The sequence below is a fragment of the Variovorax sp. BGA-UO-ETr-C22 genome, from assembly GCF_059567965.1.
Window position 1 is genome coordinate 316,601 of sequence record NZ_JCAQPA010000007.1, and the last position, 18,835, is coordinate 335,435.

At 69.0% G+C, this 18,835-nt stretch carries 18 protein-coding genes; 12 read left to right on the plus strand and 6 right to left on the minus strand.

Features of this window, described 5'->3' with window-relative positions; all coding sequences use genetic code 11:
• Positions 1 to 8 precede the first annotated feature (8 nt).
• Genes AC57B8_RS05340 through AC57B8_RS05355 form a run of 4 tightly spaced genes read left to right on the plus strand, consistent with a single transcriptional unit; the run spans position 9 to position 3,224 of the window.
• A complete protein-coding gene (locus AC57B8_RS05340) occupies positions 9 to 974 on the plus strand; it encodes a sterol desaturase family protein (RefSeq protein ID WP_159275999.1) in 966 nt (321 codons plus the stop codon).
• On the plus strand, positions 971 to 1,285 hold the full coding sequence (locus tag AC57B8_RS05345) for a 2TM domain-containing protein (RefSeq protein WP_370870079.1): 315 nt from the start codon (positions 971 to 973) through the stop codon (positions 1,283 to 1,285). Before AC57B8_RS05340 ends, AC57B8_RS05345 begins: the two co-directional genes overlap by 4 nt.
• Positions 1,282 to 2,367, plus strand: coding sequence for a sensor histidine kinase (locus AC57B8_RS05350; protein WP_496478887.1), 1,086 nt, complete (start codon positions 1,282 to 1,284; stop codon positions 2,365 to 2,367). Before AC57B8_RS05345 ends, AC57B8_RS05350 begins: the two co-directional genes overlap by 4 nt.
• Before the next feature lie 26 nt (positions 2,368 to 2,393).
• Positions 2,394 to 3,224, plus strand: coding sequence for a LytR/AlgR family response regulator transcription factor (locus AC57B8_RS05355; protein ID WP_496478888.1), 831 nt, complete (start codon positions 2,394 to 2,396; stop codon positions 3,222 to 3,224).
• Between the two features lie 81 nt (positions 3,225 to 3,305).
• Here the strand turns inward: AC57B8_RS05355 and AC57B8_RS05360 are convergent, their stop codons facing one another.
• The gene (locus tag AC57B8_RS05360) at positions 3,306 to 3,662 is read right to left on the minus strand and encodes a hypothetical protein (RefSeq protein ID WP_496478889.1); all 357 of its coding nucleotides are present in this window, start codon (positions 3,660 to 3,662) and stop codon (positions 3,306 to 3,308) included.
• 137 nt (positions 3,663 to 3,799) lie between these two features.
• Between AC57B8_RS05360 and AC57B8_RS05365 the strand changes: the two genes are divergently transcribed.
• The 6 genes from AC57B8_RS05365 to AC57B8_RS05390 all read left to right on the plus strand — a co-directional run bounded on the left by AC57B8_RS05365 (position 3,800) and on the right by AC57B8_RS05390 (position 9,458).
• The gene (locus AC57B8_RS05365) at positions 3,800 to 5,617 is read left to right on the plus strand and encodes a glutamine--tRNA ligase/YqeY domain fusion protein (protein ID WP_390342555.1); all 1,818 of its coding nucleotides are present in this window, start codon (positions 3,800 to 3,802) and stop codon (positions 5,615 to 5,617) included.
• Between the two features lie 96 nt (positions 5,618 to 5,713).
• On the plus strand, positions 5,714 to 6,277 hold the full coding sequence (locus AC57B8_RS05370; RefSeq protein WP_496478890.1) for a pseudouridine synthase: 564 nt from the start codon (positions 5,714 to 5,716) through the stop codon (positions 6,275 to 6,277).
• Between the two features lie 43 nt (positions 6,278 to 6,320).
• The gene (locus tag AC57B8_RS05375) at positions 6,321 to 7,217 is read left to right on the plus strand and encodes a peptidoglycan DD-metalloendopeptidase family protein (RefSeq protein WP_496478891.1); all 897 of its coding nucleotides are present in this window, start codon (positions 6,321 to 6,323) and stop codon (positions 7,215 to 7,217) included.
• Positions 7,218 to 7,263: 46 nt separating this feature from the next.
• Positions 7,264 to 8,139, plus strand: a complete 876-nt coding sequence (locus tag AC57B8_RS05380; RefSeq protein WP_496478892.1) for a hypothetical protein — start codon at positions 7,264 to 7,266, stop codon at positions 8,137 to 8,139.
• Positions 8,140 to 8,268: 129 nt separating this feature from the next.
• Complete coding sequence (locus AC57B8_RS05385; protein ID WP_496478893.1) at positions 8,269 to 9,120, plus strand: restriction endonuclease; 852 nt, start codon at positions 8,269 to 8,271, stop codon at positions 9,118 to 9,120.
• Between the two features lie 14 nt (positions 9,121 to 9,134).
• The gene (locus AC57B8_RS05390; protein WP_369646337.1) at positions 9,135 to 9,458 is read left to right on the plus strand and encodes a hypothetical protein; all 324 of its coding nucleotides are present in this window, start codon (positions 9,135 to 9,137) and stop codon (positions 9,456 to 9,458) included.
• 17 nt (positions 9,459 to 9,475) lie between these two features.
• On the opposite strand, the gene AC57B8_RS05395 is transcribed toward AC57B8_RS05390, so the two are convergent.
• The 3 genes from AC57B8_RS05395 to AC57B8_RS05405 form a co-directional block, all read right to left on the minus strand.
• Complete coding sequence (locus AC57B8_RS05395) at positions 9,476 to 10,411, minus strand: M14 family metallopeptidase (RefSeq protein WP_496478894.1); 936 nt, start codon at positions 10,409 to 10,411, stop codon at positions 9,476 to 9,478.
• A gap of 115 nt (positions 10,412 to 10,526) precedes the next feature.
• Positions 10,527 to 11,729: an ammonium transporter gene (locus tag AC57B8_RS05400; RefSeq protein WP_062476947.1), complete on the minus strand. Its 1,203-nt coding sequence runs from the start codon at positions 11,727 to 11,729 to the stop codon at positions 10,527 to 10,529.
• Between the two features lie 170 nt (positions 11,730 to 11,899).
• On the minus strand, positions 11,900 to 12,841 hold the full coding sequence (locus AC57B8_RS05405; RefSeq protein ID WP_496478895.1) for a LytTR family DNA-binding domain-containing protein: 942 nt from the start codon (positions 12,839 to 12,841) through the stop codon (positions 11,900 to 11,902).
• A gap of 146 nt (positions 12,842 to 12,987) precedes the next feature.
• On the opposite strand from AC57B8_RS05405, the gene AC57B8_RS05410 reads away from it, so the two are divergent.
• Entirely contained in the window at positions 12,988 to 14,256 is a 1,269-nt protein-coding gene (locus AC57B8_RS05410) for an acyltransferase family protein (RefSeq protein WP_496478896.1), read from the plus strand.
• Here the strand turns inward: AC57B8_RS05410 and AC57B8_RS05415 are convergent.
• A complete protein-coding gene (locus AC57B8_RS05415) occupies positions 14,168 to 14,620 on the minus strand; it encodes a PaaI family thioesterase (RefSeq protein ID WP_159270928.1) in 453 nt (150 codons plus the stop codon). The two genes, AC57B8_RS05410 and AC57B8_RS05415, sit on opposite strands and share 89 nt — an antisense overlap.
• A gap of 238 nt (positions 14,621 to 14,858) precedes the next feature.
• Here AC57B8_RS05415 and AC57B8_RS05420 point away from each other — a divergent pair, with 238 nt between their 5' ends.
• Complete coding sequence (locus AC57B8_RS05420; protein ID WP_496478897.1) at positions 14,859 to 16,487, plus strand: DUF4139 domain-containing protein; 1,629 nt, start codon at positions 14,859 to 14,861, stop codon at positions 16,485 to 16,487.
• Positions 16,488 to 16,639: 152 nt separating this feature from the next.
• Here AC57B8_RS05420 and AC57B8_RS05425 read toward each other — a convergent pair whose 3' ends face one another.
• The gene (locus AC57B8_RS05425; protein ID WP_496478898.1) at positions 16,640 to 18,829 is read right to left on the minus strand and encodes a TonB-dependent receptor; all 2,190 of its coding nucleotides are present in this window, start codon (positions 18,827 to 18,829) and stop codon (positions 16,640 to 16,642) included.
• Positions 18,830 to 18,835: the final 6 nt, after the last annotated feature.

The following is an 18,835-nucleotide window of genomic DNA, read 5'->3' on the forward strand; positions in this document are numbered from 1 at the left end:
GAACCGCCATGACCGTGCTCGTGTTGATCCTCAAGATTTCCATCTCGGTGGTGTTGCTCGCCTCGCTGGCCGAAGCGCTGGTGCTGTCGTGGCGCAACGGCTGGCGCAGCTACGACTGGAAGGCGGCGGGCATCTCGGTGTTCGACTTCCTGGTGCGCGAATACCCGCTGCGCTGGCTGCTGCCGTTGGCCTTCTGGGTCGGTGCCATGGACTGGCTCTACGCCCACCGGCTCTTCACGCTGCCGATGGACCACTGGACCGGCTGGCTCGCCTGCTTCGTCGGCCAGGAGTTCTGCTACTACTGGTACCACCGCGCCGCGCACCGCGTGCGCTGGTTCTGGTGCACCCACGCCGTGCACCACTCGCCGAACCAGCTGAACCTGTCGGCCGCCTACCGCTTCGGCTGGACCGGCCGGCTCACCGGCACGCTGGCTTTCTTCCTGCTGGCGCCGCTGTTGGGCATGCCGCCGCGGATCATTTTGCTGATGCTCACGCTGAACCTGCTCTACCAGTTCTGGATTCACGCGACCTGGATTCCGAAGCTCGGCCCGCTCGAATGGGTGCTGAACACGCCCTCGGCCCACCGCGTGCACCACGCCTCGAACCTGGAGTACCTGGACGGCAACTACGGCGGCGTGCTGATCGTGTTCGACCGCCTGTTCGGCACCTACATCCCCGAGCGTGCCGACCTGCCCTGCCGCTACGGACTGGTGAAGCCGATCACCTCGTACAACCTGTTCGAGATCGAGTTCAGCCAATGGCGCGACCTGTGGCGCGACCTGCGCTCGGCGCGTTCGCTGCGCGCCTTCGTCGGCTACCTCGTGAAGCCGCCGGGCTGGCGGCCGGACGGGCCGGGCGAGACCACCGAGGAGCTGCGCCAGCGCGCGGCCCTGCCACCTTCACCGTCGATGCCGGCATCGGCCGCCAGCGACTTCGTTCCCCTTTCACCTGCCTCTCTCAAGGAGCTGTCATGACCCCCATGTCCCCTTCCTCTTCTTCCTCCTCCTCTTCTTCGTCCGCCGACATCGAGCGGCGCGCCCGCCGCCGCGCCGGCGCCAAGATGGGCTGGTTCATCCATGCCTTCGTCTACGTGGTCGTCAACGTCGGGCTGGTTGCACTTGCCGCCTCGCGCGGCCACAACTGGGCCGTGTACCCGCTCATGGGCTGGGGCCTGGGCCTGCTGATCCACGGCGCCGTGGTCTGGCTCATCGCGCCCGGCGGCGGCCTGTACGACCAGCTGCTGGAACGTGAGCGCCGCGCGCTAGGTGGCGGGGACCGTCGGTGACGGCCACGGCGGAAGACACGCCACGCCCGTCGCGCTTTCGCGCCGAGAACCTGCGAGACATCCTGCGGCACGGCCTGATCACGGCCGCCTTCTGCTGCGTCATCGCCGCGGCGCTGACCGTCTCGGGCATGGGCAGCTGGAGTTCGCAGATGGTGTATTCGCTGTCGATCGGAACGATCAGCTGGCTGGTCATCGACACCGGGCGCCTGTTCATCAGCGGCCACCAGAACGTGCTCTGGCCGCACGGGCCCTGGGGCTTCGTGCTGGTGGCCTTCGGCGTCACGCTGGGCTTCCTCGGCGGCGGCGCCATCGGGGACGCCTGGGTCGGCCGGCCGCTGTTCGACTTCACCGGCTTCGCCCGGCACCGGATGGTCTCCACCATCGTCATCACGCTGGCAGCCACCATCGGCATGTGCTACTTCTTCTACAGCCTCGGGCGCAGCAAGCACATGCAGCGCCAGCTCGACCTGGCGCAGCGAGACGCCACGGACGCCCGCCTCAAGCTGCTCGAAACCCAGCTCGAGCCGCACATGCTGTTCAACACGCTGGCCAACCTGCGCGTGCTGATCACCGTCGACCCGCCGCGCGCCGTGGCCATGCTCGACCGGCTCAACAGCTATCTGCGCATGACGCTCAGCGGCTCGCGCGCGCTGTCGCATCCGCTGTCGGCCGAGTTCGACCGGCTGGGCGACTACCTCGAACTGATGTCGGTGCGCATGGGCGAGCGCCTGCGCTACACGCTCGACCTGCCCGACGAGTTGCGCGACACGCCCGTGCCGCCGCTGCTGCTGCAGCCGCTGGTCGAGAACAGCATCCGCCACGGCCTCGAGCCCCAGGTCGAAGGCGGTGAGATCGCCGTGCGCGCGCGCCGCGAGGCGGGCGAACTGGTCATCGAGGTGAGCGACACCGGCGTCGGGCTCGATGCGGCACCACCGCAGCCCTCGGAAGGCAGCGGCTTCGGGCTCGAACAGGTGCGCGAGCGGCTGGCCACCGTGTACGGTGAGCAAGGTCGCCTGAGCCTGCGCCCCGCGCCCACGGGCGGCGGTACGTGCGTCACCCTGAACCTTCCCCTGCCCGCCTGAACAGGCCCCACGACAACAAGAAGACGATGCCCCTCACCGCCCTCATCGCCGAAGACGAACCCCTGCTGGCCCAGGCCCTGCAGGCCGAACTGGCCGCCGTCTGGCCCGAGTTGCGCGTGGTCGCCACCGCCCGCGACGGCCGCAGCGCCGTGCGCGAGGCGCTGCGGCTGCTGCCGCAGGTGCTGTTCTTCGACATCCGCATGCCCGGCCTGGACGGCCTGGGCGCCGCCGCCGAGCTGGCCGACAGCTGGCCCACCGACGAGGCGCCGATGCCGCAGCTGGTGTTCGTGACCGCCTACGACGAATACGCCGCGCGCGCCTTCGAGGCCGAGGCCATCGACTACGTGCTCAAGCCCGTGCAGCCCGTGCGCCTGCGCAAGACCGTGGCGCGGCTGCGGCAGGCGCTGGCGGCGGCCGCGCCGTCGATGACGCCGCCCATCCCGGCCGACGAGGTGCTGGAGCGCACCCTCGCCCAGTGGCGCCAGGTGCTGGGCGCCGCCGGCGGGGCCCCGTCGGCATCGTCAGCGCCGCTGCGCATGATCGCCGCCAGCGATGCGGGCGGCGCCACCGTGCGCATGGTGCCGATCGACGAGGTGCTGTATTTCGAGGCCGCCGACAAGTACCTGCGCGTGCTCACCGCCACGCAGGAATACCTGATCCGCACGCCCCTCAAGCAACTGCTGCCCCAGCTCGATGCCGACACCTTCTGGCAGGTGCACCGGGCGGTGGTGGTGCGCAGCGCGGCCATCGAGGCGGTGCACCGCGACGAAGCCGGCAAGCTGCACCTCGCGCTGCGCGGGCGGGCCGAGAAGATCCCGGTCAGCCGGCTCTACGCCCACCTGTTTCGCGCCATGTGAAATCTGCGAACCGGGCACGCAGCAAAAAGCCGGCCTTTTCGGGGCCGGCTTTTTTCATTCAGTCACGAATGGCGTTGTAAATCAGCGCCAGTGGCCGTGTCCGTGGCCATGACCGCGGTGATAACCACGACCGTAGTAGCGCGGGCCGTAATAGGCCGGCGGCGGTGCGTAGTAGACCGGTGCCGGGCGGTAGTACACCGGCGGCGGACGGTAGTAGACCGGGGGCGGCGGTGCGTAATACACCGGGGCCGGCGGCGCATAGACCGGGGCCGGGTAGTAGGCGGGACCGCCCACGCCGACCGCCACGCCGGGCACGCCGACGCCGATCGACCAGCTCACGTCGCCGCGGGCGCTGGCCGAGGTGGCGGCAAACAGCGCACCGAAGGCCACCGCACCGGCAGCGGCCCATTTGAAGAGGGTAGAACGTGTGACGCTCATGATGTGGGACTCCTTGTTGGGGGGCGTTGTGCGCCCCATGTCCGTATTGAACGCTGCAATTGCAAAGCGGGTGGACGTTGCATTGTGAAGAGCGTTGCCAAAAGTAACCCCGACAGGCCCCCCTCTAGAATGACGCGATGACCTCCCCGACCGACAAAAGCGGCACCAAAACGACCGCTGCACCGAGCAATTTCCTGCGCCATGTGATCGAGAACGACCTCGCACAGGGTGCCTACGCAGGCCGCACCTGGGGCGGTTCCCCGGGCGACGCCGCCCACCACGCCCAGGGCATGCCCGACCCCGCCAAGGTGCGCATGCGCTTTCCGCCCGAGCCCAACGGCTACCTGCACATCGGCCACGCCAAGAGCATCTGGCTGAATTTCGAGCTGGCCAAGGAATACGGCGGCGTATGCCACCTGCGCTTCGACGACACCAACCCCGAGAAGGAAGAGCAGGAGTACGTCGATTCCATCCGCGACGCCGTGAAGTGGCTCGGCTACGAAACCTACCTGGCCGACCGCCCCAGCGCGCCCGGCACGATTCAGGAGCACGAGTACTTCGCCAGCAACTACTTCGACTTCATGTACGAAGCCGCCGAGTACCTGATCGGCGCCGGCCTGGCCTACGTCGACGAGCAGACGCCCGAAGAAATGCGCGCCAACCGCGGCGACTTCAACACGCCCGGCACCGACAGCCGCTTTCGCAGCCGCACGCCCGACGAAAACCTGGCGCGCTTTCGCGAGATGCGCGACGGCAAGCTCGCCGACGGCGCCGCCATCCTGCGCGCCAAGATCGACATGGCGAGCCCCAACATCAACATGCGCGACCCCGCGCTGTACCGCATCCGCCGGGCCACGCACCACAACACGGGCGACAAGTGGTGCATCTACCCGATGTACACCTACGCGCACCCCATCGAAGACGCGCTGGAGCAGATCACCCACTCCATCTGCACGCTCGAATTCGAAGACCAGCGCCCCTTCTACGACTGGCTGCTCGACCGCCTGGCCGAAGGCGGCCTCGTCGCCAGCCCGCACCCGCGCCAGTACGAGTTCGCCCGCCTGAACGTGACCCACGTGATGACCAGCAAGCGCAAGCTGCGCCAACTGGTCGAAGAGAAACACGTCGACGGCTGGGACGACCCGCGCATGCCCACCATCGCCGGCCTGCGCCGCCGCGGCTACACGCCCGCCGCGCTGCAGCTGTTCTGCGAACGCAGCGGCACTACCAAGTCGGGCGGCTGGATCGAATACGCCAGCCTCGAGGCCGCGCTGCGCGACACCCTCGACCCCATCGCGCCGCGCGCCATGGCCGTGCTCGACCCGGTGAAGCTCGTCATCACCAACTGGGGTGAGCTGATGGGTGGCGACGATGTGCTCGACGACTGCTCCGCGCCCGTGCACCCGCACCACCCCGAGATGGGCAAGCGCGAGTTCAAGCTCGGCCGCGAAGTCTGGATCGAGCGCACCGACTACGAAGACGTGCAGCCCAAGGGCTTCTTCCGCCTGTTCCCCGGCAACAAGGTGCGCCTGAAGTACGGCCACGTCATCGAATGCACCGGCGCCACGCGCGACGCCGACGGCAAGCTCCTCGAAGTGCAGGCCACGCTGGTGCCCGACACCAAGAGCGGCACGCCCGGCGCGGACGCGATCAAGGTCAAGGGCAACATCACCTGGGTCGCCGCGGCCGATGCCGTGCAGGCCGAGGTGCGGTTGTACGAGCGCCTGTTCGCCGAAGCCAACCCCGGCAGCGGCGAGCTGCTGGACGAGCTGAACAAGCACAGCCTCGAGGTGTGCACGGCGTTCGTCGAGCCGTCGCTGGCGAAGGCCGAACCCGGCGTGGGCATCCAGTTCGAACGGCATGGCTACTTCGTGCGCGACACGAAGGGCGGTGGCGCCGGCGGACAGGTGGTGTTCAACCGCGCGGCGGGGATGCGGGACAGCTGGGCCAAGTAAGCCCGGTCTATCTCTCTCCCGCAAAGCCGGGGCCGTCATGGCTCCGGCTTTTTTCTTGCGCCGAGCGTCGACAGACCCCGGCTATCCTGTCGGTTCATGAACGCTACGAGCCCTTCTTCTCGCCTGATCCGCTTCAACAAACCCTACGGCGTCCTCAGCCAGTTCACGCCCGAGGGCCGCTGGCGCGGGCTGAAGGACTTCATCGACCTCCCCGGTGTCTACGTCGCCGGCCGCCTCGATGCCGACAGCGAGGGCCTGCTGCTGCTCACCGACGACGGCAAGCTCCAGGCGCGCATCGCCGATCCGCGCTTCAAGATGGAGAAGACCTACTGGGTGCAGGTCGAGGGCGTGCCGACCGACGAGGCGCTGGCGGCGCTGCGCAACGGCGTGCAGCTCAACGACGGCCCCACGCGCCCCGCACGGGCGCGCCGGCTCGACCCGCCGCCCGAGGTGTGGCACCGCGAGCCCCCCATCCGCGAGCGCAAGCTCATTCCCACCGCGTGGCTGGAGCTGGCGATCAGCGAAGGCCGCAACCGCCAGGTGCGGCGCATGACGGCGGCCGTGGGGCTGCCGACGCTGCGCCTCATCCGCGCCGCCATCGGGCCCTACACGCTCGACGGACTGGCGCCCGGAACCTGGCGGGAACAGAGCGGCGAATGAACCGCCGCCCCCTCAACTCCTCATTCGAATCCTGTCCATGCACATGACCCTTCCTTTCTCCGATCTCCCTTCTGCTGCATTGAACCGCCGCAGCGCCGTGCTCGGCGCCCTCGGCTTGCTGGCCCTGCCCGCCGGTGCCGCGGCCCCGGCCAAGAAAAACAACAAGCCGCAGGCGCCCGATGTCTGGCCGCGCGCCTTGCTGGTGCCGGGCGGCGTCGCCCGCCTGTCGCTCGGCCCTGCGGCCACGCGCCCCAAGGCCTTCGCCGGTGATGTGCCGGTGCTGGTGCTCGGCGATCCGATCGAATGGACCGCGCTGGTCGGCATCCCACTCGCCACCCCACCCGGCGAAGCCAGCATCAGCGTGCGCACCGAGGGCAAGCCCGAACGCCAGATCGCCTACACCATCGCCCCGAAGCAGTACCGCGAACAACGCCTGACAGTGGCGCCGCGCACGGTCGACCTATCGCCCGAGGACGAGGCTCGCTACACCAAGGAGCGCGATCACCTGACCGGCGTGATGGCCACGCTCTCCGACCTGCGCCCCGACGCCGCGCTGCAGATGCGCGTGCCCGTGCCGGGCCGCCGCTCCAGCTCGTTCGGCCTGCGCCGCGTGTTCAACGGCCAATCGCGCAATCCGCACAGCGGCATGGACATCGCAGCCGGCACCGGCACGCCCGTGCGCGCGCCGCTGGCCGGCAAGGTGATCGACACCGGCGACTACTTCTTCAACGGCGGCACCGTCTGGGTCGATCACGGCGGCGGCCTGCTGACGATGTACTGCCACCTGAGCCGCTGGGACGTGAAGGTGGGCGACGTGGTCAAGGCCGGCGAGCCGTTGGCCGCGGTGGGCGCGACGGGGCGGGTGACCGGGCCGCACCTGCATTGGGGGGTGATGCTGAACCGGACGATGGTGGACCCGGCGTTGTTCGTTGCGGGTTGAGTTGCGCGCAGGAACAGGCCCACACTGCCCTCAAGCGTTTCGGCGCATGACGACCCGGACTAAGTCCTTTCTCATCTGGCTCGCCGTCGTCCCCGTGCTCACGGGCCTGTGCCTCATCGGCCTGAGCCTGTTGCCACTGTGGTTCGCGTATCTCCTGCCCTATGCGATCGGGGCGACCGTGCTGGTCGTCCTAGTGGCAGTCCTGGCCGCAGGTGGCGCGACCCAGACCCTCGGTGCGAGCGTTGCGGGGCTCGCTGGCGGCGTCGTGCTGGTGATCGCTGCCTTCAGCATCGCCGACGCCGCACGTCGCGCGGATCGGAACGCTTCGTACAACGAGTTCCGGGAATTCAGCCAGACCGTGGCGCGCGGCGACCGGAAGGCGACGGCATCAGCGCTCGATGACCTGCGGCACTTCACCCCGGCCGAAGCGCTCTGCGTCCTGAGCGCCGACAGCGGGAGCGGCGGCTCGGGATATCTGATGCCCGAAGGCCCGGACACGCAGCGCACCCGCATGGGACAACGCTACTTCATCTCGACGCCGCGACTCTTCGAGGTGGCCGAGATCCTCGTTTCGACACAGCCGTCCCAACGCGAAACGCAAGTGGCCCTGTCCCAGATGCTGCAGGCCTTGTACTGGCGCGACGACCCGGCGGCATTTCCGCGCTGGGAACAGCTCTGGCTGCGCACAAAAGCCGCCACGGGCGGCACCGCTGGCTGGCACTTCGACGGTGCCCGTCTGAGGTGGCCGCCCGAGGAGTGCGGAGGAGACGACGACACGCACCTGGCCGACCTGGTCAAGGAGATCAACAAGTCGCCCGAAACACCGGAAGAAGCGCGTGCCCACGAATCGGGCAGCTCGCAAGCGCGGCAAGCCGCAGACAACGCGCTTCGCGACGCGCAGAACACCGCAGTCACACGGTGAAGACCCGGGCGCCCGCCCCGGCTTATAAAGAGATCTTTCGAGGAGCGAGGCAAGCGACCGATGGCAAGACAGACAAGAGCCGAGCGCCGACGCGAGCGGGCGCGACAAGAACTGGCCGGCAAGGCCTGGATGGCGATCTTCGTCGGCATCCTGTTGCTGGTGGTTGCCCCCGCCTTCCTGAAAGGGCCGATCGTGGGCACGCTGGGGCCGGCGCTCCGGCCTGCCGGTTGGGTCGCGCTGGCAATCGGGGCCGTGCTGCTGGGCCTGCACTACGTCGTCCGTCGTCAAGCCGCCCCTGTGGAGATCGAGCCCACGGCAGTTCGCGCTCCCGCACGCCCCGCGCCCGCCTCGACAGCCGAGCGTCGCGAGCCCGTGCTGTCGCCCTCGCCATCGACAGCACCCCATGCGGGCCAGGAATCGCAGTGGAGCCCCGCCGTGCTCCACGCCATCGAATGGCGTCGCTTCGAGGCCTTGTGCGAAGCGCTCTACGCACAAGCCGGCTTCACCACGCGCAGCCAATCGCATGGCGCGGACGGCGGCGTCGATATCTGGCTCCAGTCCAGGCACAGTGACATGCCGCGCATCGTCCAGTGCAAGCATTGGCAGAGCAAAGCCGTGGGCGTCAAGGAAATGCGCGAGTTCTTCGGCGTGATGGCTTCGCACCAATTGAAGAGCGGCACCTACGTGACGAGCTCGACCTTCTCGGCGGAAGCGGCGGCGTTTGCGAAGGCGAACGGCATCCACGCCCAGGACGGCGCAGCCTTGCTCCGGCTCATCGGCCAGCGCACGCCCGAACAACAGGCGGCACTGCTGGCCGTGGCCTACGAAGGAGAATACTGGCGGCCCACCTGCGCGAGTTGCGGCACCAAGATGGTCGAAAGAAGCTCGTCCAAGAACGACGGCAGCTTCTGGGGCTGCGCCAACTATCCGAAGTGCAAAGGCCGGACGATCCCGAAGTCGAGGGCATCTGCAACGGTCTGACCGGGAAGCGCGCCATGGCCCATCCAGCGATGTTCACCGAAGCCTGCCTCGCCTCCTCGTTCGCGCCCACCGAACGCCGCGAAGCCCTCGCCCGCCTCAACACCCTCTTGCACCCCGCCCTGCAGCGGATCGTCGCCGCCGAAGTCGCCGCGGGCAACCGCGTCGTCGATGTCGGCATCGACTGGCCCGACGAGGGTTCGGTGCACGTCACGCTGCAACGGCACTTCACGGCCCGGCACGCCGGCAAGCAAGCCGCATTCAGCCTCTGCGACGACCCGCACTACTGGCATGCCGACTACAGCACCGCGGACAAACCGCGGCACCTGCTGATCTGCTGAACTGAAGGGCGCCGGCCTCAGAGCGGCTTGGTCAGGTACACCGCCTCGCGCCCGACGATCGTGCGCTGCGCGGGCATGAAGATCGTGCAGTCGTCGCACGGCGCGCGGATTTCGTCGGGGCCGTTGGTGGCGATCAGCTCGCCCTTGGCAAAGGTCTCGAAGCCGATCAGCGGGCGCACGAAGGCGAAGTCTTCCGACTTGATCACATGCGTCTGGAGCAGCTCGAAGCGACGCTGCTCGCCGGGCGCGGGCACGGCCGGGTCCTTGTCGATGAGGCCGAAATGCGCCAGGAAGTCGAGCGAGATGGCGGTGGCCAGCTCGGAGGCCGAGCGCAGGAAATGCTGGCCGCACTCGGCCACCAGCGCCACGCCCTTGCCGTCGGCCCGACCATGCTGGCCATGCTGGATCAGCGGCGTGCCCGAGCCCAGGCCGTCGGGCATCACCAGGTGCACCGACGGACGGCCGATGGCCATGGCGGCCTCGGCGTTGCGGTCGAAGGCCGGGTACACCCAGAACGGGATCACAGGCTGGCTCGTGGAATGGATGTCGAGGATGTGGTCGGCCGCGCTCACCACCGGGCGCAACTCGCGGGCGCGGCGCAGCTCGGGGCTGTCCTCGCTGCCGTCGAGCCATTCGGGCGACCACACGCGGTTGAGGTTGTGCACCAGCTGGCGGCTGTCGAAAGGCAGCGCCTCGTTGAAGGACTCGTACGCCGCCACGTTGGCAAAGCTGACGGTGAGCGTGCCGATCTTCGGGCGCACGCCAGTGTCGAGCAGGTGCGTGGCGGCGGTCACGCCGCAGATCTCGTTGCCGTGCGTCAGCGCGTTGATCAGCACGTGCGGGCCGGGCTTGCCGGACTCGAAGCGGTGCACGTAGTCGATGCCGACGTTGCCCTCGCGGTAGGCGGACAGGTCGCGGGGGAGGACTTCGAGGGCGGGGGGCGATTGGGTCATTGGGAGTGGTGAACAGGTGGGATCGGGGGCCGCCGGCAAGTTTGCTACAGCTGGCAAATTCGTGCCGTGCGCCGCAAATCCCCCGATGCGGCTCATGTCCTGAGCCGCATCGCCCTCACCAGTTCACTTCCCGCTCCGGCGTCGCCGAAATGTGGTGGATCGACAGGTCCGCCCCGTCGTATTCCTCCTCCTGCGACAGCCGCAGCCCCATCGTCGCCTTGAGCACGCCGTACACCACGGCGCCGCCGATCAGCGCCCAGACCACGCCAAGCAAGGTGCCGATGAGCTGCGCCCACAGGTTCACGCCGCCGATGCCGCCGAGCGCCTGCGTGCCGAAGATGCCCGCCGCGATGCCGCCCCAGGTGCCGCACAGGCCGTGCAGCGGCCACACGCCGAGCACGTCGTCGATCTTCCATTTGTTCTGCGTGCGCGTGAACATGAAGACGAAGATGGCGCCGGCCACGCCGCCCGCCACGAGCGCGCCCAGCGGGTGCATGAGGTCGGAGCCGGCGCACACGGCCACGAGGCCGGCGAGCGGGCCGTTGTAGACGAAGCCGGGGTCGTTCTTGCCCATGGCCAGCGCCACCAGCGTGCCACCGACCATGGCCATCAGCGAGTTGACGGCGACGAGGCCCGAGATCTTGTCGATGCTCTGCGCGCTCATCACGTTGAAACCGAACCAGCCCACGCACAGCACCCAGGCGCCCAGCGCCAGGAAGGGGATGTTCGACGGCGGGTGCGCGCTGAGCGAGCCGTCGCCGCGGTAGCGGTTGCGGCGCGCGCCCAGCAACAGCACCGCCGGCAGCGCGAGCCAGCCGCCCACGGCGTGCACGACGACCGAGCCGGCGAAGTCATGGAACTCGTGGCCGGTGACCGAGGCGATCCAGCCCTGGATGCCGAAGGCCTTGTTCCAGGCGATGCCCTCGTACAGCGGGTAGACGAAGCCGACGATCACCGCAGTGGCGATCAGCTGCGGCCAGAACTTGGCGCGCTCGGCGATGCCACCCGAGATGATGGCCGGGATGGCCGCCGCGAAGGTCAGCAGGAAGAAGAACTTCACCAGCTCGTAGCCGCTTCTTGCCGACAGTTCGGTGGCGCTGACGAAGAAATGCGTGCCGTAGGCCACACCGTAGCCCACCAGGAAGTACACGATGGTCGACACCGAGAAGTCGACCAGGATCTTGACCAGCGCATTGACCTGGTTCTTCTTGCGCACGGTGCCCAGTTCCAGGAAGGCAAAGCCGGCATGCATGGCCAGGACCATGATGGCGCCGAGAAGGATGAACAGCGCGTCAGCGCCCTGTTTGAGTGCGTCCATGAGAGCTTCTTGCAGGTTTTTGGTTTGATTTGGTGCGTCGCACCCGAACGGATCGGGGCGCCGGCGCAAGAAAGCAAAAATGGTGCCTGAAAGCTCTTGAATGGTGCGAAACGACCCAGGAATGGGCCGAATTCGCAGGGCGCGCACCGGATCGGAACGCGCCGAAACCCTCAGCCCGCGCCGCCGCGCAGCGCGTCGCGGTAGCGCCGGCTGCAGGGCACGCTCGTGCCGTCGTGCATGTGCAGCCGGGCGTCACCACCGTCGAGCGGCTCGATCTCCTTGATGCGGCCCAGGTTCACCGCGTGGCTGCGGTGCACGCGCACGAAGGTGACGGGGTCGAGCTGGGTCAGGAAGTCGGTGAGCGTGGCGCGCAGCAGGTAGTCGTGGCCGTTGACGTGCAGGCCGACGTAGTTGCCCTCGGCCTGCAGCCAGTCGATGTCGGTGGCGGCGATGAGGAATTCGCGGCGCAGCTTGCGCACGAGGAAGCGTTCGGGGCGGGCCGGCGGCGGCGCTACCGACGTTGGCGGTTCCTGTACCGAGGGCTCGACTCCCTCCCTCTCCTCCAAAGCCTCGGGCACCGGCGCCACGCCCTCTTCCGGCAGATCGAGCACGCGCGCCTCGCCCTGCAGCCGCAGCATGAAGAGCCGGTAGGCCCACACGCCGAAGACCATCGTGGCGTAGACGCGCACGTCCTTCAGGTACTCGTAGCCCCATCGCCCCATGGCGCCGCCGAAGTCGTAGGGCTCGCCGGCCGCCGCGTACACCGCGGCACGCAGCCCGAACATCGCCGCGACGTGCGCCAGGCTCAGGAGCACGCTGGCCACCAGGTGCCCGGCGAGAAAACGCACCCAGTGGTCGCGCGCCAGCGGCGACAGCCGGCGCTCCACGGCCACCAGCACCGGCACCAGGGCCAGCAGCGCGATGTGGCTCGACACCTCCCAGGTGACGACCTCCCAGTTCGCGCGCGGCACGGCGCGGCTGCGCGCGTCGATGAGCGCGACCACGGTGCTGATCGCGGCATGCACCGTCATCAGCACGATCCAGAAGCCGACTTCGACGTACCGCCGGATCGGTTCGTAGCGCTCGTACAGGTTCTTGCGCGGCTCGCTCATGCGGGGATTCTCGCGAACCGGGGGCCGGATTTCGTCCCTGGGGGCCACCGTTCGTCACAAATCCGGGCCGATCCGTCCCGGCGAGGGCCCCGGGGGCGGGCGCGGGGGCCACGATGGCCGCCGTTTCCTCGTTCCAGGAGCCCGCCATGCCCTCCGATTCCGTTCCCACACCGCAGCGCCGCCACGACATCGACGCCCTGCGCGCCCTCGCCTTCCTGCTCGTCATCCTCTACCACGTGGGCATGTACTACGTGGCCGACTGGCCCTGGCACCTGAAGAGCCCGCACGCGGCCGAGTGGCTGCCGTGGCCGATGCGGGTGCTGAACCTGTGGCGCATGGACCTGGTCTTCCTGATCTCGGGCGTGTCGCTCGGCTTCCTGAGCCGGGGCCAGGGCACTTGGGGCCTGCTGCGCAGCCGGGGCCTGCGGCTGATGCTGCCGCTGGCCTTCGGCATGGCGGTGGTCGTGCCCTACCAGGCCTATGCCGAGGGCGTGGCGCGCGGGCTGGTGGCGCCGGGCTTCGGCACCTTCCTGCTGCGCTACCTGTCGATGGGCGCGCCGTGGCCCAAGGGCGCGTTCGCGGGGGCGGAGTTCGGCATCACCTGGAACCACCTCTGGTACCTGCCCTACCTGTTCCTCTACACGGCGCTGGTCGCGCTGACGCTGCCGCTGTGGCGCTCGGCGGCTGGGCAGTGGGTGCGGCGGCGCTTCAACGGGCTGCGCGGCTGGCAGTTGCTGGTGCTGCCGGCGCTGCCGCTGCTGGCGTGGACGGTGCTGCTGGCGCGGCACTTTCCGGCCACGCACAACCTGGTGTGGGACTTCCACCTGCACAGCATCTACTTCACCGTCTTCCTCTACGGCTACTGGATGGGCGTGGACACGGGCATCTGGCGCGAGCTGGAGCGGCTGCGCCGCGTGTCGCTGCTGTTGGCGGTGGCGGTGATCGGCGCGTTCATCGCGCTGCGCGTCGGGGCCCTTGTTTCGCCTCAGGGGCTTCTGATGGACGTGCTGCGCACGGCCTACCTGTGGCTCGCGGTCGCCACGATCCTGGGCCATGGCCACCGCCACCTGAACCGCCCCTGGCCGTGGCTGCGCTGGGCCAACGAGTCGGTCTACCCCTGGTACATGCTGCACCAGACGCTGATCGTCGCGGGGGTGGCGCTGCTGGTGCCGCTGGCGCTGGGCCCGGTGTGGGAGCCCGTGGCGCTGGTCGCCGTGACCATTGCCGGCTGCTGGCTGTTGACCGACGGGCTGATCCGCCGCATCGGCTGGCTGCGCCCGCTGTTCGGACTGAAGCGCAAGCCCGAGGCCGAGCCTGCCGTGGTGGTTACGCCGCCTGCTTCGGCTTCGGCTTCGGCGTCGTCGACGCCTCGTCCACCGGCACCAGGATGGCGTTCGCCGTCGCCACGAGCTTGAGCTTGTCTTCGCCCTGACCCTCGGGCTGCGCGAACAGCTCGGCCCCGACGAAGACCTGCTTGCGCCCCGCCTTCACCACGCGCCCGCGCGCCACGAAGGCCTCGCCGATGGCGGGCGAGATGCAGTTGATGGAAAAGTGCGAAGCCAGCACGCGGCCCGCCACGGTGGCGGCCGCGAAGCCGCTCACGGTGTCGAGCAGCGCGGCGATCATCCCCGCGTGCAGGAAGCCGGTGTACTGGCCCATGTCTTCCTCGCGCCATTTCATGCGCAGTTCGGCCTGCCCGTCGGCGGCCTGGGTGACGTCGAAGCCGGCCCAGCGATTGAAGGCGGCCGAACGGTTGATGGCCTGGATCGTGTCGAGCATGGGGGGTGTCCTTTCAGGGTGAATCAATGGAGGGAAGGCGAGACCCACTCTAGGAAGTGGAGCCTCCGCGCACCGTCTCTTGGGTGACCGGCTCGCCGCCGGCAGATGCCTGCGCGACAGCGGCGCGCCCGCGTCACACCGGCGTCATGAAAAAAACTTCGCCACGCCTTAACCCCGTTCGCCCGCCCCGTCCGTAGAAGCGGAGATTCGTCACTGACTTTCTTCCGGAAGGCTTTCCATGCACACACCGTTCTCCGCCCGCCCCCTCCTGCGCGCCACCGCCCTCGCCGCCCTCTGGCTGGCCGCGGGCGCGGGCGCCCATGCACAGCTGCAGGCCGATGCCTCGCGCATCACGCAGGTGAAGGTCTACCCCGGCAGCGCCACGGTGGAGCGCGTGGCGCGCGTCGCGGCGGGCAGTCGCTCGGTCACTTTTGCCTGCCTTCCGGCCGGGCTCGACGTGCAGAGCCTGCAGGTGTCGGCCGGCGCGGCGGTGCGCGTGGGCGAGACCTCGGTGCTCAGCGAGGCGCGCGAGCTTTCGGCGAACTGCGCCACCAGCGCGCTCGACGGCCGCATCCGCGAACTCGAAGACCGCAAGGCCGCGTTGCAGGCCGAGACCGATGCGCTGGGCATGGTCACGGGTTATCTCAAGGGGCTGTCGGGCGGCGAGTCGGGCCCCGGCGCGCGTGCGCCGATGGACGCGCGCAACCTTGCGGCCATGACCGAGGCGATGCGCCGCTCGGGCCAGGACGCGCTGCTCAAGCAGCACCAGATCCAGCGCCAGCAGACCGACCTCGACCGCCAGCTCAAGCCGCTGCTGGCCGAGCGCGGCCGCACGCAGGGCCAGGGCGCGCAGGTGACGGCCGTCACCGTCACGCTGGCCGCCAGTGCCGATGCCGACGTGAAGCTCAGCTACCAGGTCAACGGCCCGGGCTGGACGCCGAGCTACCGCGCGCTGCTCGACACCACGACGCGCAAGGTGCGCATCGAGCGCCAGGCGCTGGTGGCGCAGGCCACGGGCGAGGACTGGCGCGGCGTGAAGCTGGTGCTGTCCACCGGCCAGCCGCGCCGCGAGACCACGGGGCGCACGCCGACCGCGTGGCGCATCGGCATCGAGCCACCGCCGCGCGCGAATGCCGAGCCGGCGTACATGGACGCGCCGATGGCCGCCGCCCCTTCCCCCATTGCCGCCGACCGCAAGATGGCCATGGAGCGCGTGCGCGAGCCGCTGTTCGACGTGAGCGTGTTCGACAACAGCTTCGCCACCGAGTTCGCCGTGCCGCAAAGCATCGACGTGCCCTCCAACGGCCAGCGGGTCACCCTGGCACTGGGCCAGCACGAGGACGCGGCGCAGCTCGCCGCACGCACCAGCCCGCGCGTGGACCCGAGCGCCTTCCTGGTCGCCGAGATGGCGCAGCCCTCGGGCGTGTGGCCGGCCGGTCCGATGCAGCTGTACCGCGACGGCAACTTCGTCGGCCAGGGCCGCTGGAACGCGCCGAGCGACGCGAAGCTCACGCTCTCGTTCGGCCGCGACGAGCTGGTGCGCGTGCAAGTCGAGCCCGAGCGCGACAACCAGGGCTCGGGCGGCTTCGTCGGCTCGCGCGCCGAGCGCCAGGTGCAACGCGCCTACGTGGTCGAAAACCGCCATCGCACGCCGATCGCGGTGCAGGTGCTGGAGGCCGCGCCGGTGTCGGTCGACGAGCAGGTGCGCGTGACCACGCGCTTTGCGCCGCAGCCGGCCGAGCAGGCGTGGAACAAGCAGCCGGGGCTGGCGATGTGGCGCTTCGACCTGGACGCGGGGCAGACGGCGCGCGTGTCGGCGGACTACACGATCGGGTATCCGAAGGATGCGCGGTTGCAGATGCGCTGAGGCTGGGTTTGTTCAGGGCGAGTGCGCAGGCCACCGGGTACTTCCCTCCGCGAATGTCCCCCGGGCTTCGCCCTCCTCCTTGATTTCGCTGCGGGAAGTACCCAGTGTCCTGCGCACACTGGGCGCTGTCGGTTCTCCTCAGCGCGTGGGCTTCAGAAGTCGAACTTCGCCGACACCTCGAAGGTCCGCCGCGGCGCCAGCAACACCTGGCTCGCGGCGCGGCCGGTCCAGGTCGCGTAGAGCCGGTCGGTCAGGTTGCGCACACGAAAACTCAGCAGCGCATTCTTCAAGCGATAGCTCACGGCCGCATCCACCGTCGTGAAGCCGTTGATGCGAATCTGGTTGGCGTTGTCGGTGTACATCGGCCCCGTGTGATTCAACGACGCGAAGTATTCGAACTTCGAGCCGTCGGGCCGGTAGGTGGCGAAGATGTTGGCCATGCGCTCGGGCACGTTCGGCGGGGTCTTGCCCACGCGCGAGACGTTGCCCGCTTCGACCAGCGTGTCGAAGCGCGCATCGAGCGCCGCCAGGTTGCCCGCCAGCGTCCATTCGCGTGTGGGCTTCCACACGGCCGACAGCTCGAGGCCGCGCGACGACTGGCGCCCGTTGTTCACTGTGGTGGCGGCGTTGTTCGGATCGCGCGAGAGCACGTTGTCGAGCTCGATCTTGTACAGCGCCGCGGTCCACTCGAGGTTGGCCGCGGGCAGGCTCTGCTTGAAGCCCACCTCGGCCTGCTTGCCGCGCGACATCGGGAACGCGGCGTTCGAGGCCGACAGCAGGAAGAGCGATCCCACCGGCAGCGTGGCGTTGGTGTACTGCGCATACAGGCTCGACTGCGGCGACAGGTCGTACACCGCGCCGAGGCGCCCCGAGGTGGCACGGTAGCTCGCGCCGAAGCGCGTGACGCTGCCCGCGCTGAGGTCCCAGATGCGGCGGTCGACCTCGGTGCGGTCGTGGCGCAGGCCACCGACCAGCGTGAGGTCGCGCATCGGCTTGAGCGCGTCTTCCACGAAAACCGAGGCAACCTTCACGCGCGAGAAGGTGTCGGCGCGGTTGCCCGCGCCGGTGGTCAGCGCGGGGTTGTCGTCGAAGTAGCCGGTGTATGGGTCGAACACGGGCACGCGCAGTTGCGCGGCGGTGGTGGGGCTGCTGTTGGAGAAGCGGCGCTGGCTGCCGAAGCGCGTTTCGCTGTACTCGCCGCCGACGACGAAGCGGTTGTCCAGGCCGGCGATCTTTCCCTTGTGCGTGGCGTCGAAGCGGTCGAGCCAGAAGTCCTGGTCGTGCGTGATGAGCGTCTGGTCGCGCGCGATGCTGGCGGGCGGCACGAAGGTCGCGCTTTCTGAATTGCGGAACATGCGCTTGGACTGGTTGGCCGAGAACTCGTTGCGCCACGACCAGCCGCCGTCCAGTTGCCCCGTGAGGCGCGCGCGCAGCCAATAGGTTTCCGACGAATTCTCGTCGTCGCGCACGTTGTAGTTGGTGCGCGCCATGCGCCGGTCGATTACGCGGCCGTCGGGCGTGCTGACGACGTTCGTCGGCTGCGTGGCGAAGCTGCGCGGCACGAGCGGCGTGCCCCAGTAGGCGTCGTTGTCGTCGCGCAGGTAGTCGAACGACAGGTCGAGCTTCACCGAGCCGCCCAGGTCCACCAGCAGGCCGCTCGTGAAGTGATCGATGCGCTCGCCGTTGCGGTCGATGGTGCCCACCTTGGTGTCGTTGCGGCTGTAGTCGAGCCGGTAGGCGCTGGCCTCGCCCAGCGCGCCGCCGAAGCCGAAGGCCGCGCGTGTGGAGCCGTAGCTGCCGTACGAGAGCAGCGCTTCCTTGTGCGGGTTGCTGCGGTCGGGCCGCTTGGTCACGAAGTTGACGATGCCGCCGATGGCGCCTTCGCCGTCGAGCACCGAGGCCGGGCCCTTGAGCACTTCAATGCGCTCGTAGTTCCAGGTGTCCTGCACGCGGTTGGTGACGCCCGCGCCCGAGCTGCGCACGCCGTCGTAGAGGTACATGAGGCTGGTGAAGCCGCGCAGCGACAGCGTGGTCGGCGACGACGGGGGGCCGCCGCCCGAGAGGCCCGCCATGCCGCGCAACGCCTCGCTGAAGGTGCGCGCGCCGCGCTGCTGGATCGCGTCCTGCGACAGGATCTCGACCGAGGCCGGCGTCTCGCGCACCGACAGGCCCAGGCGCGAGGCCGTGCCGCTCGAATCATCGAGGTGCAGGCTGTTCGCGTCTCGGCTGCCTTCGATGGTGACGGTGCCGAGTTCGGCGTTGTTGCGGCTGTCTTGTGCAGAGGCGACTTGCAAGGCGGTGAAGGCGGCCAGCGCGACGGTGGTGCGGGTGAACGGGGTCATGGAACG

Bases quoted from the DNA above. Each gene is read 5' to 3' on its own strand.
- AC57B8_RS05390 (WP_369646337.1), top strand. From the start codon at position 9,135: ATGGCCCATCCAGCGATGTTCACCGAAGCCTGCCTCGCCTCCTCGTTC.
- AC57B8_RS05410 (WP_496478896.1), top strand. From the start codon at position 12,988: ATGCCCTCCGATTCCGTTCCCACACCGCAGCGCCGCCACGACATCGAC.
- AC57B8_RS05385 (WP_496478893.1), top strand. From the start codon at position 8,269: ATGGCGATCTTCGTCGGCATCCTGTTGCTGGTGGTTGCCCCCGCCTTC.
- AC57B8_RS05380 (WP_496478892.1), top strand. From the start codon at position 7,264: ATGACGACCCGGACTAAGTCCTTTCTCATCTGGCTCGCCGTCGTCCCC.
- AC57B8_RS05425 (WP_496478898.1), bottom strand. From the start codon at position 18,829: ATGACCCCGTTCACCCGCACCACCGTCGCGCTGGCCGCCTTCACCGCC.
- AC57B8_RS05345 (WP_370870079.1), top strand. From the start codon at position 971: ATGACCCCCATGTCCCCTTCCTCTTCTTCCTCCTCCTCTTCTTCGTCC.
- AC57B8_RS05370 (WP_496478890.1), top strand. From the start codon at position 5,714: ATGAACGCTACGAGCCCTTCTTCTCGCCTGATCCGCTTCAACAAACCC.
- AC57B8_RS05400 (WP_062476947.1), bottom strand. From the start codon at position 11,729: ATGGACGCACTCAAACAGGGCGCTGACGCGCTGTTCATCCTTCTCGGC.
- AC57B8_RS05355 (WP_496478888.1), top strand. From the start codon at position 2,394: ATGCCCCTCACCGCCCTCATCGCCGAAGACGAACCCCTGCTGGCCCAG.
- AC57B8_RS05360 (WP_496478889.1), bottom strand. From the start codon at position 3,662: ATGAGCGTCACACGTTCTACCCTCTTCAAATGGGCCGCTGCCGGTGCG.
- AC57B8_RS05420 (WP_496478897.1), top strand. From the start codon at position 14,859: ATGCACACACCGTTCTCCGCCCGCCCCCTCCTGCGCGCCACCGCCCTC.
- AC57B8_RS05340 (WP_159275999.1), top strand. From the start codon at position 9: ATGACCGTGCTCGTGTTGATCCTCAAGATTTCCATCTCGGTGGTGTTG.
- AC57B8_RS05405 (WP_496478895.1), bottom strand. From the start codon at position 12,841: ATGAGCGAGCCGCGCAAGAACCTGTACGAGCGCTACGAACCGATCCGG.
- AC57B8_RS05375 (WP_496478891.1), top strand. From the start codon at position 6,321: ATGACCCTTCCTTTCTCCGATCTCCCTTCTGCTGCATTGAACCGCCGC.
- AC57B8_RS05365 (WP_390342555.1), top strand. From the start codon at position 3,800: ATGACCTCCCCGACCGACAAAAGCGGCACCAAAACGACCGCTGCACCG.
- AC57B8_RS05395 (WP_496478894.1), bottom strand. From the start codon at position 10,411: ATGACCCAATCGCCCCCCGCCCTCGAAGTCCTCCCCCGCGACCTGTCC.
- AC57B8_RS05415 (WP_159270928.1), bottom strand. From the start codon at position 14,620: ATGCTCGACACGATCCAGGCCATCAACCGTTCGGCCGCCTTCAATCGC.